The organism is Paenibacillus sp. V4I3 (assembly GCF_030817215.1).
In the GTDB taxonomy this organism is placed as follows: domain Bacteria; phylum Bacillota; class Bacilli; order Paenibacillales; family NBRC-103111; genus Paenibacillus_E.
On the sequence record NZ_JAUSZA010000001.1, the window covers coordinates 8129261 to 8151732 of the forward strand.

Sequence of the window (22472 nt, forward strand, 5' to 3'; positions counted from 1 at the left end):
AACTAAGTAATAGGACACCTAAACCTACCCTCACTCTCAAAAACATGCATGACAGCATAACATTAATGATTAATGTTACCGAGTATGCCAAGCGGACTAAGTATCGCTGAGAAAAAGGGGATACTGCTTAACTATTTTGTTGGATGGAGCAAAGTTTTTCCACAGGCTTGGGAAGATACTAGGCACCACATTCTCATTAAAAACATGGGGATAAGTGTCATCTCCAGACTTTTTGAAACAATCAATAATATGATTCAATCGTGTTTTAAGACTGATCAACCAACACAGCAGAATTTTGAGGATGTCATCCGTAAATTATTTATGGGGGCAACAATTACATTGGCCGATGGACAAGTTGCAGACCTCGACTGGTCTAGTGCAAAATATGGACTGTGGTCAAACGGCAAGGGAAAAAATTATTACACTCGACAACTACAACAGATAGTAAGTGACAACAAATATAAGCTGCTAGGTTAGTAGAAAGCGTATGTAAACAGATGGCCGTTAAAAATTTGCCATCTGTTTTTCATAATTTAATAGTTTGTTTGCAGTATTTACTTCGTGTTATTCATGCCCTTGCTCAACCTACATTCATATTAATGAGCATAAAAAACAGCCCCGAAGGCAAAAGGAGTCATACCATTTTCCTCGTTAGTGGACGACAAGCTCGCATCTGCGGTTAGTCATCAAGACTTTTCGTTTATGTATTATCAATTTTCGCCTGTTGCTTTTCAAGTCTATCTAATTCTTTGACAGCTGCCTGAAATGATTCCTTTACCCGCTCCAATAAGTCAAACAATTTCTTAACGGGTTCTTCAGCTTCAACCGCCAAGTCATACTGCTTATCTGCTGCTCTATCCGTCGCAGTTTGAGACGCATCATTCATATCTTCATTATGAACTGACCAACTAGAAAGTAAATTCCCCGCATGTTCCACCGCATCAAATTCAGCAAGTTCGTATATTGGACTGCTGTAACAAATATCTTTAATTTTGTTAATGGTATCAATATCTATAAGTTCGGAAACATGCTCAAGCCCACCAACAGTACGGAACTCATTATCTAATTCTGCATCAATTGCATCAAGTTCCTCTATTAATGCATCAATGCTTTTCGTCGTAAGCCATGGATCGTGAATATTATAAATTTCTATGTCCTCAAGAGGATGTCCCACAAAAGTGAATAACTCATCACGTATAGTCGAGGCTGCTCCTTCCATACGGGACAGGAGATACGAAAGTAATAACTTCTTGTCGTCTAGCATGCCTCCAAAGTACGGAATTCCCTCACCAATTAATATGGGTACGAGATTATCGCTAATTTTAGCTACTAAATCATGTCCACGGATAATAAAACCTGTTTCTCTGCTTCTCTTACTCTCATCCGAGAAATTTGCTGAACCAATATAAGCAATATTCTCAGTCATTACAACCTTTGAGTGGTTTTTGAAATTAAAAGCTGTCGCAAGACTTTCAAATTGCCCTGGGTCAAGTCGTTCAGTGTAGCGTTCGATGCTTTCAGCAGCACGTTCTCGAGGAGCTCGTCCATAGTATTGATCGTATCTATCTGGAATGTTAGTTACAATTCGAACTTCGGCATGTGTTGCAGCATCTTCTAGGGCTTGCAACAGTTTACTCCGCTGAGCCGATATATTGTAAGTTGTAACAAATATTTTCTCAGCATTTGGAAAGTCATCTAGTACTTCTTGAAAGTTAAACTCCCCAACAGATGTCACAATATCAATTTGACCGGGAATTAACGGAATTATCGTTGTCTTACCCATACTACATCACTCCTAGATTTAGTGGATATACTATGTACTACATAGTTTATACTATTATATAGTAAATAAAGCTAGATTCTATGGCTGACTAGATTTACTCCTGACTGGCCTCTATTACATCACGATGGCATTCACTACACCCTTAAAGCAACGTATATGTCTAGAGTAGTTACATCGGTTCATCATAAATCCGAGTTATTCTTATTTTCAATTTAATGCACCCCCGTTATAATGGAAAAATAAACTAAACAGAGTAAAAGATTTGGGGGAAGTAATAATGGGCCAATTTGAAGATAATGCAATAAAGGTTGGTGTAGAATCACTAAATAAAAGTGGAATAGTATTTCAGGGAACTTCTACATTTGAAGGAGTATTATATGCTCAAGATTATTTGAGGACCCTTCAAGATCATTATGAAGGAAATTTAGCTATTGCGACAGCCCAAATGGCTACAGGTACAAAAACTGCAATCTATGACCAAAATAAAACTCAGAAAAGTGAAGCTGAGATAAGAATAAGAACTTATTTCCAAGATTAAAAATAATTAAGATACTTATATATAATTATTCTACAAATATGGAGTCTGCTTTTTGCAGCTCCTTATTCTTGTTGCAATCGAAACTATGAATTTATTCTCGAGGTTTAAATCCGGCTAAGTAACATTTTTTTAATAGCCATCTATCGACGAATCCAATGTTGTAGATTATCAAAAATCTGCTCGTAGTCCGTCTGCTGGTTTTTACCTCTTCTTTCATTAGATAGACAGGGCGTACAAGTAAAATAACAGCAATGAATTCCCCGCCCCCTGCAGTCTAACACTTTTTTTATTTATATCGTTCTTTCGACAAAATTCGCTAGTATTATAACACTTCGAACTGCAAAGTTACATGCTAATTTTCCGTGTCATATTATGACTAACAAGACTATCAAAAGCACTAGCAACTTTAGACACTTGGTTGCCAGTAATCATTACCGACAATTCATGATTCTCAAAGAACCCTCGCCGTGAAATGTTTGACGAACCAATTATCGCTTTTTCACGGTCAACTACAATCATTTTAGCGTGCAAATCAAAACCGTCAGGATGAGTGAAGTCATAAATTGAGATACCCATGTATTTTCGCGATAAACTTTCGAGATATGATCTTACCGCGCTATGATGTTCGTTATATTTATTTATCAAAATGCGAACATCAACACCCCTTGATAAAGGGGTGTTGAATAGCTCTAATACATCCATTGCACCTGTGCTAATATTATAGCTTCCAACCAAAACTTCATATTTTGCGCCTAGTATTATTTCCTCAACATTAGATGTAAATGATTCAACTCCGTTACCTAACCAACCAAGACCAGTTGCAAGAATTTTGATGTCCGTGTTCAAGGCAGATTCTCCATTAATAAACTTCTGTCTAACAGCATATTCCTATGTTCGCACGATGTCTCGGAGACAAACTGACAAACATAGCAGGCTGAACCATTTAACTTGTCTCGACCAAATTTTTCTTCACTACATAGAGGATCATTCGAACAAGTATCAACATTTCTGAAAACACGTTTCAGAACCTTATCGAAATCTGGAACTAAACCGATTAAACCACCCAGCGTCCCATCACCGCCTGGTTGGGTGGTATACAACAATACCCCTCCAGTTGCTTTCGTAGGGTCATTTTCATCAATCTTAACAAATACTCGTTCTCTAATCGAAGCAGAGGAATAGCCAGAATCAATTGATAAAGAACTAATTAAGCGATGAGATAAGGTGTGCCACCAAACAAACACTGGATGAAGCTCATTTTTTTCAATGATATCGGGACGAATTCCATAATCACTTGGATGTGTAAATGCTTCAAACCAATTTTTGCTCTCGTCGCCCTTTAACTGAAAGTGATCAATTGATGCCGCACCATTTTCTGGTGCCAAATCAATAAATACACCCTCGCCAAAAGTTTCAACTCCTGGATACCATTGTTTTATCCCATCATGGTGATCTGTATGAACCAATTGTCCATTAAAATCCAATCTTCTATATCCTAGTTGTACCATCACTACCCGCAACCTGCTTACAGGTGTAACTCTGATGGGGATGCCATTTGGGCCTTTGAAAATTTTCACATCGTGCCTAATAACCTCAAAAAGAGGTGGTGCTCCAGGCGTCGAAGATACTTGCAGCGGTGCGCCGCGAGTTCCAGCTACTTGGAGTGCATTAAACTCGGTTACACGATAATCGTGCTCAGATTGTGTATTTATTGGCTCACATACATCTTTCACTGCATTTACTACCAATTCTTCATCATATCTTGCAATCTCATCGTAAATATTGGGTTGCAACCTATTTCTTTGAACTAATGCATGCAGTTTCTCTAACAGTTCTGCCTTGTTTGTAATATTTGATGTGTATAGAATGTTGATAATCGTTGAATGTGCAAGTAGTTGATGCAACCTTGTGTCACGTGATGGTATTGTAAGCGAGGAGATTATCTCTGGTAGTCTCAGATTTGATGCACCTCTTTGCATCATTTTCGCTGAAGCTTCACATTGTTGGCGTTCATTTCTTTCAGGGAAGTACCCTGTGCAATCAATTTCAGAAGCGTATGCGCTGCCCAAGTTAAAATCTCCCCCGCAGTCAGGACAAATGATTTTAACGTTTTTCAACGCACCTCCGCCACCTTGCCAAATTAAATATTGAGGGAAGCATGGTTTCTTTTTATGACGAACCAAAGCTGGCCAATTAACATCATCCATATGCCCATTAGGACAGGCCATTACAAAACGAATGGCCTCCTTTCGGGATTTTAGCCATCCCTCGTAAGAATTCGCAAACGGCCCGCAGTCAGGACAACCTCTATTATTGTAATACTTATACAGTTTGTTGTGATTGTTTTTAATGCATAACGACCAAGCTGGAAACTGTCTTGTTTCGTATATATGAGTAGTCTCCACTATATTTAATTCAGCATTAGTAGGAAGACGAATAATCCCAGCGCCATTCAATAAAGAGTCCGACAATCTCTGATCTGGGATTTCTAACTGATCTAGGGGTTTGTGATTTAGGATACCTGAAAGTGCAATATTATTTATAACCCGCGGTCCGTTTGGACCTTCTAAAATTGCTCCTGGTCCATAAGTAGTGATAAATTGTGATGGCCTCATCGATTGACCCATTGGAGTCACCTCAACTCTTAAAGTTTGTTGTTCCCTCAACGTCACGAAGAGACTTGGGTGCATTTTCGAAAGCAACATCCAGCCCTCTAAAGAAGTGTTGCGGATCGCCTAATACAACAGGATGGCTTGGTGGTCTTGCACCTGAATATTCATTATACATGAGGTTTTGATGCCTTTGAGAAAGTGCATACCATCTATCTAGTTCCGAGCGGAGCTCAGATAAAACCACATTAGGATCGGGCCTTCTACCATCAGGAAGATTGCTTATCCTCTTTGCGAATAACTCCATAATTTTAAGCACGTCCGAGTTATGCCGAGAATTCCTCATATGAGGAGCACCTGAAACCACAACTTGATTCTGCAATTTCTGTTCGAAACGCCAATTTGTTGCAACTCTTTCTCCCATAATTCGGTTAGCTTGTCTGAGTAGTGCAACAGCAAGTGGTCCTAATGCCTTTTCCCTTGCTCTAGGAGAAAACGGAGCCACTGTAACTGACTCTACATATTTATAAATTGCCCTATGGTAGCCAGTGAAAAATTCATAATGATCCAAGTCACGAGGACGACTTGCTCGGAAGAATGCAACAACTAGTCCTCCCCTCTTGCGTCCCACGCGTCCAGACGCTTGGATGTACGAAGAAGTTGATTTGGGTTGACCGTTAATTACCATCAGACGCAACCTATCAACGTCTACTCCAGTCCCAAACATGCTAGTTGCAAGTACGCCATCTTCGGGTGTCCCACTCTCAAGAGAATTTTCAAGAAGCTCCAGTAATCCAGGTAATTCGGTCGAACTTTTTCGGCTAGAGAGTTCAAGAGGGTTTTCCGATAGAGTACGCGTATTCGGGCCATTGATATAATTCATTCTTTCAGGAATGTCTTGTCTGTACAATGAAGCAGCTCCCGCAAGTTCGCGTAAGGCATTAAAATATCCCACCACGGTCAAAAATCCATCAATAGCCTCAGGAGTAGCTCCAGCATTTTTGAGATCATGTGACGCCTGTAATAAGCTCGACCAAATCCTTACTAAAGGTGTTTGCGCCCCCTTGCCTGGGGCGCATATTCCCACATATAATCGTCCTGCTTTTAAGCTATCTAACGGATGAATTTCGTTAGTTGTCGAGAAAAAATTATCGTTTGCATCAATACCCGATGGCGGAAATTGCGCAAATTCTCTTGTAAACAGAGACTTTACTTGTTTTTTTGCTTGACGAACAGTTGCTGTGGCGACAACATATTTAGGTGGTATTCTCCGTTCGCCATCTTGTTTTGTGCAAAGCTCATCAATTATTGTTTCATACAAGCCATAAAGGCTACCAAGAGGTCCTTCAATTAGATGAAGTTCATCCTGAATAATTAACAGCGGTGGATCAAACGCTTCAACTCTTTTATGTAAAGGTTGATTCCTTTGAAATCCAGCGGGATGAGGTGTATAGCTCGTTCCTTGCCCACTCCCTGTGTTTGGGAGACATGCCTCTCGGTAATAACCCCATCTTGAATGGTAATATTCGACGTTACCAAATATCGCAGCTGCCCTAGGTTCATATGGCAATTGCGCAAATTTATCGGCCGTTCCAATTATTATAGACGGACACCTATGATATATTTGATCATCAACTGTATATGCAGGAATTGCAACACGTGTAGAAATTGAAGGATGTCCCGTTACTTTAAAAGCTGGAAATATTTCTTGAAATTCAGTATCAATATTTGATGAAACAAGCTGATTGTTAATATTTGCTGGCACCTTTTCCGACCAAAAGACCTGATTTAGATCGCAATTGGGATTTGGACAAAAAATATCGAAATTTGCCTCTTTCGGTGTAGGTGCACTTCTATTTGGAAGATACGTTTGAAAAAAATAGCCTGGTCTTGTCGCTCTCGCGGCCATCAACTCAAGCGAACTTCCAAGAAGGACTTTTAATTGGTTATTCCAAAAATCATCAATTGTGCTTGCCTCCACATTGTTATTGCGTACAGAAAACTTTATCGAGGCAGTGTAATATACTTGATGATGTCTGATAACTTCAACTGAATTAATTATTCCACCATGCAAAACTAACTGAGAGATATTTGGATGTATATTTACATTGGTTCCTCTAAAAAGCAAATGAAGAGTATGTTCACCATGTCCCAAACCTTCATTCGGAATCGCCACATATGAATCACAACAAGGACAATTCATGACCTGGGCGGGTTCACCGTGCGCGTTCCCTCCTTTTTTCTTTAATAATTCGATCGCGCCTGGTATGTTCTGAAAAACACCATTTTGATCTCTAAATGAGATTGACTGAAGGCTATTCGGTGTAACGCCTCCCCCAACCCACAGACCAACCGAGAATCTTTCCCCACCCCAGATATAGTCAGATTCAAAAATACAGTTCTGTGGTCTCCATCCAATTTGGTTACCTTGATTTAATCCGAACACCCGTAAATACTCTGCCGCGGTAACAACCCGAAGTGCCCTCCTAAACTGCTGAATTGTTAGCAGCCTAAGGGTATAACGTGATAACACATTCACACCTGAGCCCTTTTTATGACCATCTCGGTCTAGGCGAGCCCTTCTTCGTTGCAATGCGATTGTGAAGGCAGCTAAGCCAAGATAACTTTCGGTCTTACCTCCCCCTGTTGCGAACCAAAGAAGGTCCGCGGTGCCACGATCGGGATCTGTTTCATTAGCAATTGCGGAAAGATTCAATAATATAAATCCTAGCTGAAATGGTCTCCAAGGATATACTACTCCGTTTGCCCAAGTTGACTGTAAAGCCATCACTTTGTTTGCAAAGCAAAAAGCTAATCGCACATCTGGATCGCTATATAATAAATCAATCGATCTCTCCATTCGGCCAATTGCCAATTCGATATTTTTGAAATGTAACTCTGCTGCTCGTTTGAGACTATCCCTTAAATTGTTTAATTTTGTTGATTCTTTTTGTTCCGCAAGCCATTTTTTATACCCTTCAATAAGTGCAGCTAATTTATGCCTTAGTTCATCTGGTTCCCAACATTCTGCAAGGACCTCAGGATTGAATTCTGGAAGATCTCCATATTCACTGCGCCACACCATGCTTGGTGATTCCATCGGGTAACACGGTGTATAATCAGTACGCAAACAAGGATTCTTAAATGTTTCCTTAAATTTGCTTGGTACCCCATCTCCGTCTACCCAATAGAATGGAGGCACTTGTATTTCGTTAAGTTGGGGGTGTTCACGTTGTACGTCAATTTCGCTCCATGTAACACCTACCAAATGGCCTCGGGCCAATGCAACACGCTCTCTATAAAGAAGCTTTAATGAATCTTCCTCAAGCTTTTCTTCCAACAAATCATCGGACGTTTCAGTTTCTTCCTCTTCCAACGGATAAAAGTCGCATCCAATGTTCGCAGCAATTCTAATTTCTGGCTGAAAAAGAAAATCCGAAGTCGATGGTTTTTCGCCTTCTTCAAGTTCTGTGTTATTTACCAAAAAAACTGATACTTTATATAACTTGTCCTTGAGTTTCAACGTCTTTACTACGAAATCAACATTACTGCCATATCTATCAGACCAACGATCACCTGTTACGACGGAAATGGTTTTAACTTCGTAGTATGAATACCGTTCCCAAGATTCCCCATTCGAAAAATACCTCGCCCATGTAAAACAAACGTCAACGCTCGGATTACCGTCCGTTAGCTTAACTACAAATGATATTCCAAGCGATTTTGGCAAAGCCTTCGGGTCCAAAGACGGGGAACCGCTAATGTTAGCATCTTGAATGTCATCTGACTGATCTTCATCGGACTCATCGCCATCTTCCATTAATTCTGCGTCTGCATCTATGTCACGTTCATTTTGGGATTCTTTTGGAGCTAATACACCAACTATGTATTCATTTCTGGGATCTTTTTCTTGAGGCAAAATTTCATTCAAACCGTCACGAGGTCCTAGGACTTCTTTCACCAGTTCACTCAATATGATTGCTCTCTCCACAGTATCAGCCCCTATGCATCGGATAATCCAATACTTACCATTCTATGTTAACCCTTGAATCTCCTCTAATAAAATGAAAAAAACAAAACTCGAAATTGATTATTCGAACTTTGTAATTATTTCACAGAAAATTACCTCAATTCTATTTTTATATCTTTTAACTTGTTTTTATCCTGCAAAGTGAGCAGTTTATACGATTCATTAGTGCAATTCCGCTCGGCGATGCTTATTTTAACGCTTCACTTGTTCAACAATTCTTTTTTCCATCCACCTAAGGTAATCCACTTTTCGCACCCGTTTAGTAGCTCCAATGTTATAGCAAGGAATGCCACGGTGTTCAGGTGGGGTCGCCATAAGTTCATACGCCTTCCGTCTGCTTTGCTGTTGATGATCAGCAATCATCTGTGCCGTTAAAATTTCATAATCTTGAATGTTTTTGCTTGCCTTTGGCATATTTCTCATTCTCCTTTTTTTGAACATGGATTAATAAACACAAAATATTGCGTTATGCACATTGGTGAACGCTACATCTTGTATGGGCACATTATTGCATGGGTAGTTAATATTTATCAAGAGTGACAACACGCCGTAGTTTAGTTTACTTATGACACCTAAGTTATGGTATTATGTCAAACTAATAAATCGGCGTAATATGGCGTAATTAAGAGAGAAATTGAGAAAATCCTCCTAAAGATGGGATTTATGAAACTGAGTTATGAGTTTACCAAAAGCCGCTAAAAATGCGGGTTATGTAAAATAAAAAAAAATTAAAAAAAACGATAATTGTCACGAAAAGTTCGCAAATCAAGAGGATATGGGTGGGTAGCGGCTATGTCATAGTAGAAAAATGCCGAAGGGAAGTAACTCATCACATGGGTTATGGGAATTAGGCGAGCATTTATTTAGAACAAAAAAACAAAAAAAGTGGTCAGAAAATTTGACCACAAAAATGACCAAGGAATGTGGTCAAAGGAAATAAGTTATAGTTCACGATGTTACAGTAAATTATTAAAAATCCCTTTATTATCAGTACCTTAGGGAATTGTAGTTATAGATATTACAGACGACTATATAATTGGCGGCTTGGAGTAACGTTCCTTTCCTCAGAAAACTACTTCAATTGGGTCATATAGAGCCTTTAAAATCGATTTATCATCGGTATGTGTAAACCAGGGACTTGAAGGAACTGACTGGTGCGCAAGTAAACTTTGGCGTACCGCCAGTATCCTAGCCGCCCCCATGAATCTGCTTAAATGAATACTCGTTACATAACCCCCTATAAAGGTAAAGCCAAAAGAAAGAGTCTTAGGAATTATCCTAAGACTTCTTCAGTAACATTTCATACTAACAATTAATCAAGACTTTCCGATGTAGCGGCACCTTCAAGAACCGCTTCAAGCAAAGCACCAAAATAATTCAAATGAAGTTTACTAATTGTCATAGACTTATCTACTCCATTTAATTTTATTTTAATTTGATAAAAATCCCCAGAATGTTCTGGTACCTCTACTGCAAATGTTTCTCCTTTAATTAAATCCTGTGCCTCAACAAATATATTGCTTAGATCAAGGCCACCACCATGCTTTGCTAACGCGTGACAATTGGGACAAAAACAAAGGATATTAAATGGACGGTCAACCCACCAAATGTCTTCTCCATTTGCCTCTTTAATTCTATAGGTCTCGAACCATGCCTTACCATTACTCAAAGCTAGTCGAGTATTGCAAACTTGACATTTCCCATCATATTCAGCAAAAAGAAAAGCTTTTGGATCAGATGCTTTTTGATCAACGAATTTTATTTTTTGTTGAACGTTTCTTTTCATGACAGTATTCTTCATTTGCTGTTCGATTTTGGAAGGTTCTTCTTCTAAAGCTCTGGTTAATTCAATGCTGATCTTTTGTCTTACTGCCTCTTCTTGGTTCTGGTCAAGTCCTACTTTCCATCCTTGATGATTAGTGTTTTGAAAGGGCTCATTTTTATCCGTTAAGCTAGACTTTATGTCCTCTGCTATCGATGATACAGTTTCTTTCTTTTCTTTACTTTCCGTAACCTTCTTTACTATATAATCTTTGATTTCTCGGGATGCACTCTTAAAAGTTGTAAAATCATTTAAACTTAACATCCAAGATAAAATAACTGCAACGCTATCTCCAGAGTTAACATACATTAGATTTTTCCTTGTATCGAGATAAGGAAGAGGTATATCCACTCTACAGATATCCGCTATGCTTCTATATAATGAATCAACTTTACGTATTTTATTTGACCAGACTGGGTATGTCCCGAACCTAGACATTTTTGAATAAAGTCTTAACACTTCATTTTTTTCAAGACCTTCAATGAATTGAGAACAATAATCTACAAATATTACATTTTCCGCTTCGGTCAAACCACTTTCATTTTCCGAATGTAATTTCCCTACATCAAGTGGTAGTTTTAATCCTAGTTCCCTTGCAGCTTGTTCATAGGGGTATGAGTCCTTCTCATCTATTTGCAACTCCCAAACAGTAATACCAGTTTGTTGAATTTTTTTAAATAATGAAGAATCATTAATTACTAAAATTGGTTCTCTATCGTTATACAAGCTGTTGCGCAAGTGACTCTGTATTTCGAACTTAACATTATGTTCTAAGTTAAACCAGCCCCTCAGAAGCTTGCCTAATAGTATTAATTTCCCCTGTACATCGTTGGATGTATTTAGTAATTGATCAACAATATGTATATATGGAGTAGTCTCGTTTTCAACTGATAGACCTAGTTTTTCTCCAAGAACCCTTCCGTTATCACCATAGTTTTTTTCAATTAAGGGCAACTCTAAATCAAAATTACTACCTAATCGAAACTCACTAATTGGTCTAAGCTTTTGATCTTGAAAGTCATAAAGCATGAAGTTTGCAATATCAACTCCTGCTTCTAAAAATTCTAACGCTACCAGGATCATCTCAGAATATTGGTTTTCTTGTAGCCTTTCCCAAAGATTGTTCAAATCCTCTACTTTTGGTTCTAGTATACCTAAAGAGTCTAAGTATACATGGTGATATCCATCTAAAGCAGAAAAAGAATCTTCTACAACAAATGGAAGGTACTTGCTTGCAATTTTAAAGACATGTCTAAACTTTGCTTTAATTCTAATTGCATAATCAGAATTAGTCATATCACCGCATATTGTTTTTAATGGCACGTCACTTGCCTTCAGTCCCGCCCAATGTAAATCCTTAATAACAGGGGTTCTTCTTTCAAATCTCTTGTAGGCGGATTGAAAATAGCCAGCTAGAGGCTTATTGCGGAAAAATAAACTGGTTATATTAGAATCAATGGATTTTTCTGTTTCCTTTCTCCATTCCTTATATAATGCCTCTGACATTAATTTCAAATCGCATTTAGAACTATAAAGTAATTCCTTTGTTGCAAGATCAAGTTCTACAACTGTGATTTCTATATTGTTATGAAGAGTATAATCGCCTTTTGTGAACACATGCCATTTTCTATAACGCGGATCATCATTAATTTTAAACTCAGTAATATTATTATATTTACGATTATAATATTTAAATTTTGGACCTGCATTTACACCGCAAGCAATAAAATAATCTCTTAATGACTTTTGGTCATCTTTATCAATCAATTCCTTTTTAAAGATATCTGGAACTTGCAGTACTTCAAGTGAACTCAGAACATATAAAAAATCTTCTGAATGTAATCTTAGAGCATCCGGCAAAATTGTAGCATCAATTGAACAAATCCCTCCACTTATGGTTTGTACTTTACAGGATGCAAGTGTAGATAATCGTAGTAAATATTCTTCATCGTATGTCCTTTTGGCCTTAAATACTTCGTATATGGCATAAAGAACTTTAGCTGTTTGTTCAATCGATTTTCCATTTCCTGTTAGCAACCAAGGAATCTGAAGATCACTCAGTAATGTGTCATCATTAAGCTCCGGGACAGAAAATTTGCGAAGCATTTCTTTTACAACTTCATTCCTTTGATTTATTCTATCAGCCTCTTCATTTCGTTGTTGAGACTCACTATTAATTATTGCTGTATACGTATAGTTCGGATTAATAACTTGTAAATCCATGGAACCTTCTAGCCCTGTTGTTCGTCTTGTACGTCCAGAGACCCAATATGTTTTACTAAGGAAACTTTTACTGATTGCTCCAAACTCTCCACCTTCAAGCGGGAAAATTGGAGCGCTTTTTAGGGTTTCTATTACTTCGTAAGAGAGATACCTTGTTGATAAAATACTGTTAATCTCTTTAAAAACAGAAATCAAATTTTCTTCTTTATACATTATTTCTGGCAAACTAACATTAGCCAAAATTTTAGCTGATTCAAGATTTGTTATTTCTGTAACTCCGTAATGAGTTAACTTATTTTTCCATGTCTTATCCTCAAGCCACAAAGTCTTAACAAATTTCTTACCTAAAAATACTTCAATTTGACTTTTTAAAACAGGATCAACCTCTATCCAATGAGCCCAGAATTTATTTGCAATAATGGAATTTTTAGGAGAAACCCACTCATCTTCTATTGTATAGACCCAAGGCGCAACTTTTAATTTTTCTATCAATATTTCAAATACTGAAGCAAGTTGATCAGTCCCTGGGTCAACCGGAATATAGTTAAGTAAGCATTGAGAAATTTCTGATTCTTCCCTCCAGTCTAAAATTGCATTCAAAAGGAAATCTGGTATTTGTTGTATTAAATGTTTATTCCATTTGTTTTGCTCTGGATCATGCAGTCTTTCTCGATCCGCCTTCGTATGTCCGTCAATTTGGAGAAATATCGGTACAGGAAGCTTTACCTCTGTTGGTAAATAACAGAACATTCTACCATAACTATTAGCTTCAGTCTCACCTAAAATAGCAGCTGCTGCAATTCTTCGTTTTAAAGGTTGAGTAATATTCCCTAATCGTTCCCATCTTTCAGAAACCAATTGAGGGGAGAATTCTACCTCTTCTTCATAAATTATATAATGTCTATTAGTCTCATTAGATGGTTCTATTGATAGATGTTTACCAGCTCTGGTTGGGGGGGAGATTTGAATAGTATTTTGGGTGAACGTCTGCTGTCTTCGATCTTGAACTACAAATCTTGCAATTTTTTGTAAGAATAAAAATGATTCTACTTGCCCCTCTGCAAATCGTTTAAGTTCTTTTGCAACGATTTCTATACTTTCTAAATCAGTGAAATTTACTCTTATCCGTGTTCCTTCACCTTGTTTTAGTTCACCTATGGTGTCTACTACCTCTGGAACAATTACATTATTTTTATGTAATCGAAAATGCCAAGGAAAACTCTCTATCTCTACACTTGAAGCGAGGGCGAATACTGATTTAAAACCTATACCTTTTTCCCCTATAAAACTTTTGGATCCAATTTTTTTGTTAGCTTTTGTAGATGCTCCTGTACCTGTAATTGCTATGACATCGTCTACAGTAAATCCAATCTCATTATACCTTAGTTCAATACTCTCATTATTAATGATGAACGTTAATTGAGCTGGTTCAGTAGCGAATTGTGAATCATCAGCATTCTGAATTAGCTCAAGCAAAAAATGTTTTCGGTCTTGATATGTTGTATCACTAAGTATGGTTAGAGAATTCATATAATCCTGAATTGCAGAATCAAATGATTCTCTCAAATAAGCTAATTTCTTTAGAGTTTCCGATCCCGGTTCACCCTGCTTAATGTCTTCTAATAATTGTTTTCTTTGAGCAGCAAAGTTGTTATCCATTTATCCTGCATCTCCTGTTCGAACATCCAATATTACAATGCCTACTAGTGTGATTCCCGCAGAGACATCTAATTTTTGTGAAATGGCATTAATCTTTTCAGATGTTCTCCGTAGTTCACTCTTTATTTGTGACTGCATTAATCTAAGGTATTCTTCTTTTGGCTCCGTTCCTTCAAATCTACATTTCTCCGAATAATTATGTATTAAATTATTTATTTTGGTAATGCGTACATTACAGGCTTTCTGTAAAGTTTGGGTTCGAACACTTACTTGATACTCGTTTTCCCTACGTAATACATCCAATCTTTCCTCAATAGAATCGGCTAATTCTTGCCGTGCTAGATCTGTTAACATATAAGAGTCATATTCATTATCCATTGTTTCACTTTCAATAAGAGGTTTAAGTTTTAAATGCTTTATTAATGTTCTGTAATCACATTTTTCAATGTTATTGTTTATTAAATTGATGGGAACCGCGGCCAATTCTACTCCGGTTTTAAAACCCTCTAGATTTATTTCAAATAATGAAATAAAATAGTGACCTTTAGGTAATAAAAAAGAATCTGCACATTCTATTCCAAGTGAAAATACTCTCTCAATTTTTTTTATAGATTCTAATTCTGATAGTAAGAACTTTGTCCAATATCCAAACGGAGGCAAAAAAACATGATCTTTATTTAAATCTGCTAAACTTCCGTTAAAAATAACTTTGTATTTTTTTTCACCTTGCAACAAGTATCTTAATTCCTCAAAAGACCCTTCATTCCTAGGTTTTCTAGTAAATCGCTCTAGATTATTAATAAAATCATCACTTAGTTTTATTTCACCACGCTCATCATCCTGTACTTCATATGAACAATCTCTGAAGAATGATAAACAAATACCAGTTAACCAAGAAGCATCGGATGGCGTTATGAAATCTGTCATATCCTCAAACTTTTGAATCGTTTTTGAGAAATCCTCCTCCCCGAGCAGTTCTTTACGTTGTGTTTCGAATCTTTCTATCTCAGCCTTCGATTGCTCTATTGATAATTCTAATTCTTTAGCCCGAACTTTTATTTGTTCTGGGCTTAAATTACCATTAATTAAGTCATTTTGTAAGTTCAGAAATTGGTTACCAAGTATGGGCTCTAACAATCCCACACTACCTTCGATAAGATTGATTCTTTCATATAAAACATTATATATATCTTCATCTAATGTACCCTTGAGGAACATATTAACTATCATAACTTTATCTGCTTTTTGTCCAAATCGATCAATTCTTCCTATTCGTTGCTCTAACCTCATAGGATTGTATGGTAAGTCGTAATTAATTAACACCTGACAAAATTGAAAATCTAAACCCTCTCCACCAACCTCACTTGAAAGTAAGATGTCAAATTTGCTTTTTTCAAACGCATCTATTATTTCATAGCGTCCTATCTCTTGAGCATTTGATGTCAGTGGAACTTGACCAGAGATAAGCCCAACTTTGTACCCTTCGGCTTCTAATTTTTCATTTAAATACTTTAAAGTATCAAGGAAGGATGAAAAAATAAGCACTCTACGATTTTCTAAGGTAGGCAATATCTTATTTAGAAATTCAACCAATTGGGTGTACTTGGAGTCTGGAACAGAAATTGTTTCTGAGTCATGTATTAACTCCAATAGCTTATTTTTAGTGGTATTGCTTAATTCAATATTATTTATAGTTAGATCATCGTCATTGTTTTCTTCATCTTCAGGATCCCTGGAGTTAACTAAGTCTTCATCAACTAATACTGAATTTCTATCTATACACTTTTTAAGATAATTTTTCATCGCAGGTAGGCTGCTGCTAGCCATTCGCTTTGGCATATTTGAAATAAAACCTAATGTGGCTGGATTCATGCCCCGCAAAGTAAAAACGTCTTTCAAAACATTAATTATTTTATTGTAAAAATTCATCTCCTCTGCAGTTAAAACCACTGGAAGTTTAACTGTTTCACGAATCACACGATGCTGAAAAGCCTCTCTTTTTAATGTTCTCGTGAAGGAGTGATTTAATGGACTTAATGACTCCAACAATCTATCAAAACGGACAATTTCGTCAGGCTGTAATGGTCTACTATCATTCAGTCTCTCTAGTATCAAGTTTAAACCATCGTGACTTGCTAGTGCCTCAGTTAGAGTTCCATTTTTTAATAACGTTAAATGTTGTATGATTTCTTTTCTTGACTCAATAGAATCACCTCTAAATAAACTTCTTCTTAGACTATTTAGTATTTTTATTATCTCAAGCATGTAGTCAAATGAATTTATAGTAGAAAAAAATGCAGGGTTTAATATATGCATTTGGTTATAAAGATCTTCATCTCTTAGATTCAAAGGAGTAGCTGATAACATTAACATCATTTCAGTTAAACCGCTTAATGTGTTTCCAAGTTTATTACTTAACGTGTTTACATTCCTCATATGGTGCGCTTCATCAATGATAATCATCGACCATAATGGTGTTTCTCTAACCGAAGCAATCTGTTCAACTAATTCAAAATATTCAGTACTTCGTAATAATTGAATACTTGCAATTGCCCATGTATCCACATCCGTAAATTCTCCATTCAAAGCAGATATTAAGCTGTTCTTAAGTGATTTACCATCATGAATTCGAAAATTAAAATTAAATCTTTTCTTCATCTCATTCGCCCATTTTGGTCCTAACGTATTAGGACAAACTATTAATATCGGTCGTCTTCTATCTAGCTTTCCACGTGCAATCATCTCAGTAATAATGATGCCAGTCTCTATAGTCTTACCTACACCGACTTCATCTGCGATAAAGAGTCTTTCTTCAGATCCGGGTGAAATAAATTTACTTAATGGCTTAAATTGAAATGGGTTAAACAATGTTCTACTTGCTAGATAACTATAGAACCCATTTTCATTAGGCCTTTTAAATCTAAACCATCGATCAAATAATTGATATTCAAATGGCCCACCCACTTGACCTAAAAATAAATGATCATGGACTTCTTGTTCTACATCAAAGATTGGTTCTAGATATTTCTCAAGAAAGGTTTGTGTCTTACCCTCAACAGTTATTTGGTATCCAATTTGTTCTGAACGATTAAGTACTCTATTGACAGTCCCAATCTTACCAGTAGTTATAATCTTGACATTTTGACCAATAGTAAATTTTGGTTCAACCATAACTACACTCCTTATATATGTTTACAAAAATAATACCATCAAACCTTGCCGTATTAATATTACAATGAAAAGGGGATAAGTCATCTAAGAAAAAGACTTATCCCCTTAATTACTTATAGTAAATATTTACCAATACTATTTTACCATCTACTTATTTCCAATGACATAATAAAATAAAAAACATTCTCTATCAACTATTCGATATTTCTTACAGGGTTAATTGGCTTCATAAAATCATAAGGTTGTGAATAATAAACCATACCACAACTTAGACATTTTACATCGCACAAACGATCATAGAGCAACCTTTCCTGCTTTGTCAGGTGTTCTGGAGGCTGTTCAACTCTAATGACATCTAAGATACCTGAACATTTTTTACATGTGAGCATTTTTTTTCTTCCTCTACCGATTAAATTTCAGTTCAATAACTGGTTACTTCCTACTGACCAGTTAACAGCAATTGTGGTATAGACATTTTTTTTGGCTATTATCTTCTGAAATGGGTCCTTAATTACAGTTACGTTGGGACTATCTTCTATGTCACTAATAAAAACTAAAATATACCTTTCTCCTAGTTCTTTTGCTGTGTTCCATTCCTTATCTGTAAATATGATTCCACCTTTATTGTCCATTAGCCCCTTTACTTCAAACATATACTTTGGTTCATATTCTGTTTCGAAGTCGTAACCACATCCATCATTTCTCTTATCAAGAAGTCCACCATCGAACCCTTCAATCCTTCCCTGCCGAAAAAATTCGATGAAAAGATCCTCAGCTCTCTTACCTGTTAATCCCCTAGTAGTATATTGTCTAGATTTACTCGGCTGCTCTTCCTCTTCAGTTCCTAAGATATTTATGTAGGTTTGAATACTTTCATTGATGTTACCATCTATTTTATAGTTACTAAGTATCTCTTGGACAATGGAGGTTAGAGCTTCTTCCCCAAGCGGCCCATATTTATCTAATATTTCCAATCTACTTATGGATAATTCCCGTTGGTACCAACCTACTCTAGTATTCGCATGTAGTGGATCAAAATTCTCCCTCATATTTTTAATTGAGTTTGGCTTAACTCCCAGTCTTTCTCCTATATCATTAAAAGCTTCAGTGAATGTTTTGTACCCTAAATTTGAGAGAGCCTTTCTATCAAATTTAGAAAGATAATAAGAAATGATAAGTGCTAATTTTCTATTCTCTTCCATAAAGCCTCCAATTACTTTTTATCACTTCTGTTAGAACCTAGGCTGCAGTGTTCCGGTCTAGTTTTGAGTTGATAATAATCGTGGGAAGGTAAACTACGACTCTGAAACAAGATCCGTTTTATCATACTTATGTTGCTAAAGCATGGGCTCATTTGCAAATTTTTCATAGTATTCACCAAAACTTTTTATTCTTAATATATCATGTCTCGAAATGAAAAAGCATAAAAAACTTCCCTAGCTATTAGGGAAGTTTAATTTTAAAATAATACTTGCTGCTGAGTATCCTCAAGTTCTTCTTCAAACTCTAAACTTACATCATTTTCCAATAATTTTAGAACTTTCTCTGCAATGTTCTCAGCCATTAAAGGCGGAACTGCATTGCCTATCTGTGTAAATGCAGCTGTTCTTGATCCTTCAAAGAAGTAATTATCAGGAAAAGATTGAATTCGCGCAGCTTCTCGTACAGATAGAGATCGTCTTTGTATATCTGAAGGATGAATATAATAATGTCCATCTTTTGCTATATGAGCGACCATAGTATGTGAATGCTGTAAATCAGCTCCCACTACTTTAAATCTATCTAAAAATGCCTCTAAATTTTTATGTGTCCTAAGCCTTGGAGGGAGATCTGCGTAGTTTAGTCTCTTTTTCTCCTTATTCCATAATTCAATAGCAATTTTGTATATTTCAAGATCGTTATTATTATGCATCCGCGTTATATGTTGAGTTAGAACATCATCTTTAGAACGTAACTTAGACTTCAATAAATATTCTGTTGGATCGGTACTATATCTATCATCCGACTCACCTGGGTTCAAAGGAGGCAGATCTTTAAGTAGATCATTCACTAAATAATTGTGTTCAATTGGTTTAAATTTAGGATATCCATATTGTAAACCCTTTTTCCAGCCAATTAATATAACCCGTCTTCTTTGTTGTAAGACTCCAAAATCTACTGCATTCAAAATTTTCGCTTTGATTTTGTATCCTGATTCGTCTAGAATTTTTGCAATGTCATTAAACAAAATTCCCTTACCAGCATTAAGTATACCAGGTACGTTTTCAAAAACAAAAACATTAGGTTGGTATTTTTCTAAAAATTTAACGTATTGCCTATAAAGGTAATTCCTTGGGTCGTTTTCTTTTCCATATGGATCCCTAGCTCTGCCAACCAAAGAATATGCCTGGCATGGTGGACCACCAATTAGTACATCTACTGTTTGCCTTTCTTGATTGTTCAGAGTTTTATCAATTTCAGCAAAGATCTCGTCTATTGATTGATCAGATATCTCTTTATTTATAACGACTTCATCTTTATCTTGCGGCAATTTCGCATAGAGCTCATCTCTGGTAATTTCACCTTTTAAATACTTGAAATAATGTGTTATCTTTTTCTTTTTCTTTAGATGATGATAGACCATCCGTGTCTTAAGAGTCAGCACGGCATTAGGATCCATCTCAACGTGCGCCACTGGAGTAAATCCTCGTCTTATAAATCCTTCAGACAATCCACCTGCCCCAGCGAACAAATCTATAAAATTATATGTCATATATATTCCCCTAATTACGTCATACAAAAAGTATACCAGGTTTATCTACCGAAAAAAAGCAGAATGAGGAGGGAGAACACTATAACCTTAAGAACTCTTCGATGCTCATATCTCTAAAGGTTGTCCAGCATTCCTCTCTTTTACTCCATTCTGAGTAAATCTCTCCATTTGGCGAATTCGTAATATGATTATGTGCTGCGTTTATTACCAGTTTTATTGTGTCCATTAAAATAGATGGCACCGCTTGGTTTTTCCATATATCTTCCAAATCAATTTGTTCTTGCATTTTGTACGATAACCAAGCCATGCTATATGTTACGATATTTGCTCTATTTTTTGTTTTGATCATCTCACTAATGGTATTGAAAATAATTGCTTTAGCTATTGTTTTATAATAGTAATTCTTATCTATCTGTTCTACATCAATGTCTTTAATTGTTTTAGAGAAATAATCAAAATTCTTTTGGTTACCTCTACTAACAATATGAGGTAGTTGCTCCCAAGAAATAATATATTTAGCCAAATCGGTTTTAGTAAACAGCTTACCTTTAGGGTGATCTTCTTCAAATAATCTCTTTTTGGCTGGAGTGATGTGTTTATTTTTCATATCAAGATATTGGCCGCGAGCTCTTTCATAAAACCACTTGCTTTGTCTGTGGCTTCCTTCCTTAGCTGGAGCCCACTCTGTCCTAGAAAGATGTTCTAGTTTTCTATGGAAAGGACTGTTGGAATAGAAATCAGCTGTCTGTATTTTATTTTGGCTATTTGCACAAAAAGATATTGTAGGAACCATTTCTTCCATTTTTTCAGGGTCCTTAATTACAGTTAATTTCATTTGAACAAACACCTGTGAAATATCTACGTCCTTATCTTTTTGAGCCGCATGATAAATGGAAGCAGTTGTTTGTCCTCCATTAACAATTTGAAGATCTCTTATTGATTTAATTACTTTTACTCCATCCGTTGAAGGAAAAAATTCAATTTGTTCCGCAGTCGCGGAGATGCCATTGTTGTAGGCCAAGAACATATAAGGTTCTTTAGTAATAGTTTTTTTAATTTCCCTATTAACTCCTCTTACTTGAAGAAACGATCTTACATTTCTTTCAATTAAACGTTCACCAAAATCATGATAAATCTGGGATAAAAGAATCCCAGGAACAATGAGCATATATGAGTCGTAATGATCATTAGCTACAGGCATTGGAAGACAAGGTAGCGGATTACCATATTTCCCTTCCAAATCTATTAAAATGGGCTCTTTTTTTCTCCCAGAACTTCTCATACGATAAATTCGTTCAATATCCCAGACTTGGAAACTTACTGGAATACCCTCTACTTCTACATCTTCAAGCTGTATAGTTTTCGTTATTCCATCTGTAAAAAAGAACACTCGAATTTGACTAATTAGTTCTTTGCTATCGTAAATTTTCTTTGCAATATCATAAACTTGATCGTTTGCTAGATGTAAACCTGTAAAACTTTTCTTAATAAATCCAATTGCTCTTTTAATAACAGAATCCCATTCATTCTTGTGAATCGATAATGGTGGAACAATTTTAGTATGTAGACACACAATTAAATCAATTGCTATGCTGTTACCCACTTCATTTATAGCGTATCCATTTAATTGTATTCCAGGTCTTTGGAAATCACAAACATCTACTGTATCTAATTCCTCAGCTTCTTCTAAGTACCCTGCAATATTTTCCACAAATGTCTTTACACTATATTCTTCATTTTTCGCCGCTGCTAAACCCTCTAAATGTTGTTTAAGTCCTTGAGCAAAATCTTGCAAACTATTATCCATGTTAAAAACCCCAATTTCTTAAAAATAACGTCGAAGCTTGCCGAATGCATATATTGATTATTTTATCATAAATATCGT

General features: G+C 36.4%; 12 protein-coding genes. 2 read left to right on the forward strand and 10 right to left on the reverse strand.

The window, feature by feature from the left end; all coding sequences use genetic code 11:
• Positions 1-84: 84 nt before the first annotated feature.
• Entirely contained in the window at positions 85-477 is a 393-nt protein-coding gene (locus QFZ77_RS37555; RefSeq protein WP_307449075.1) for a hypothetical protein, read from the forward strand.
• Between the two features lie 223 nt (positions 478-700).
• Here QFZ77_RS37555 and QFZ77_RS37560 read toward each other — a convergent pair whose 3' ends face one another.
• Entirely contained in the window at positions 701-1783 is a 1083-nt protein-coding gene (locus tag QFZ77_RS37560; protein WP_307449078.1) for a phospholipase D-like domain-containing protein, read from the reverse strand.
• 277 nt (positions 1784-2060) lie between these two features.
• Between QFZ77_RS37560 and QFZ77_RS37565 the strand changes: the two genes are divergently transcribed.
• Complete coding sequence (locus QFZ77_RS37565; protein ID WP_307449081.1) at positions 2061-2321, forward strand: hypothetical protein; 261 nt, start codon at positions 2061-2063, stop codon at positions 2319-2321.
• 345 nt (positions 2322-2666) lie between these two features.
• Here QFZ77_RS37565 and QFZ77_RS37570 read toward each other — a convergent pair whose 3' ends face one another.
• The 9 genes from QFZ77_RS37570 to QFZ77_RS37610 all read right to left on the reverse strand — a co-directional run bounded on the left by QFZ77_RS37570 (position 2667) and on the right by QFZ77_RS37610 (position 22394).
• Positions 2667-3167, reverse strand: coding sequence for a phospholipase D-like domain-containing protein (locus QFZ77_RS37570; RefSeq protein ID WP_307449084.1), 501 nt, complete (start codon positions 3165-3167; stop codon positions 2667-2669).
• Positions 3164-4948, reverse strand: a complete 1785-nt coding sequence (gene drmB / locus QFZ77_RS37575) for a DUF1998 domain-containing protein (RefSeq protein ID WP_307449086.1) — start codon at positions 4946-4948, stop codon at positions 3164-3166. The genes QFZ77_RS37570 and drmB overlap by 4 nt, the downstream gene beginning before the upstream one ends.
• A 10-nt stretch (positions 4949-4958) precedes the next feature.
• A complete protein-coding gene (gene drmA / locus QFZ77_RS37580; RefSeq protein ID WP_307449088.1) occupies positions 4959-8903 on the reverse strand; it encodes a DISARM system helicase DrmA in 3945 nt (1314 codons plus the stop codon).
• A gap of 249 nt (positions 8904-9152) precedes the next feature.
• The gene (locus tag QFZ77_RS37585; RefSeq protein WP_307449092.1) at positions 9153-9374 is read right to left on the reverse strand and encodes a DNA-binding protein; all 222 of its coding nucleotides are present in this window, start codon (positions 9372-9374) and stop codon (positions 9153-9155) included.
• Between the two features lie 898 nt (positions 9375-10272).
• Entirely contained in the window at positions 10273-14664 is a 4392-nt protein-coding gene (locus QFZ77_RS37590) for a sacsin N-terminal ATP-binding-like domain-containing protein (protein WP_307449095.1), read from the reverse strand.
• The gene (locus tag QFZ77_RS37595; protein WP_307449099.1) at positions 14665-17835 is read right to left on the reverse strand and encodes a DEAD/DEAH box helicase; all 3171 of its coding nucleotides are present in this window, start codon (positions 17833-17835) and stop codon (positions 14665-14667) included. It lies immediately after the preceding gene.
• Positions 17836-18251: 416 nt separating this feature from the next.
• The gene (locus QFZ77_RS37600; protein ID WP_307449102.1) at positions 18252-19037 is read right to left on the reverse strand and encodes a protein NO VEIN domain-containing protein; all 786 of its coding nucleotides are present in this window, start codon (positions 19035-19037) and stop codon (positions 18252-18254) included.
• Positions 19038-19294: 257 nt separating this feature from the next.
• Positions 19295-20587 carry a DNA cytosine methyltransferase gene (locus tag QFZ77_RS37605; protein ID WP_307449104.1) on the reverse strand — a complete coding sequence of 431 codons (1293 nt, stop codon included), beginning with the start codon at positions 20585-20587 and terminating at the stop codon, positions 19295-19297.
• Between the two features lie 79 nt (positions 20588-20666).
• On the reverse strand, positions 20667-22394 hold the full coding sequence (locus tag QFZ77_RS37610) for an AIPR family protein (protein ID WP_307449107.1): 1728 nt from the start codon (positions 22392-22394) through the stop codon (positions 20667-20669).
• Between the last annotated feature and the right edge of the window lie 78 nt (positions 22395-22472).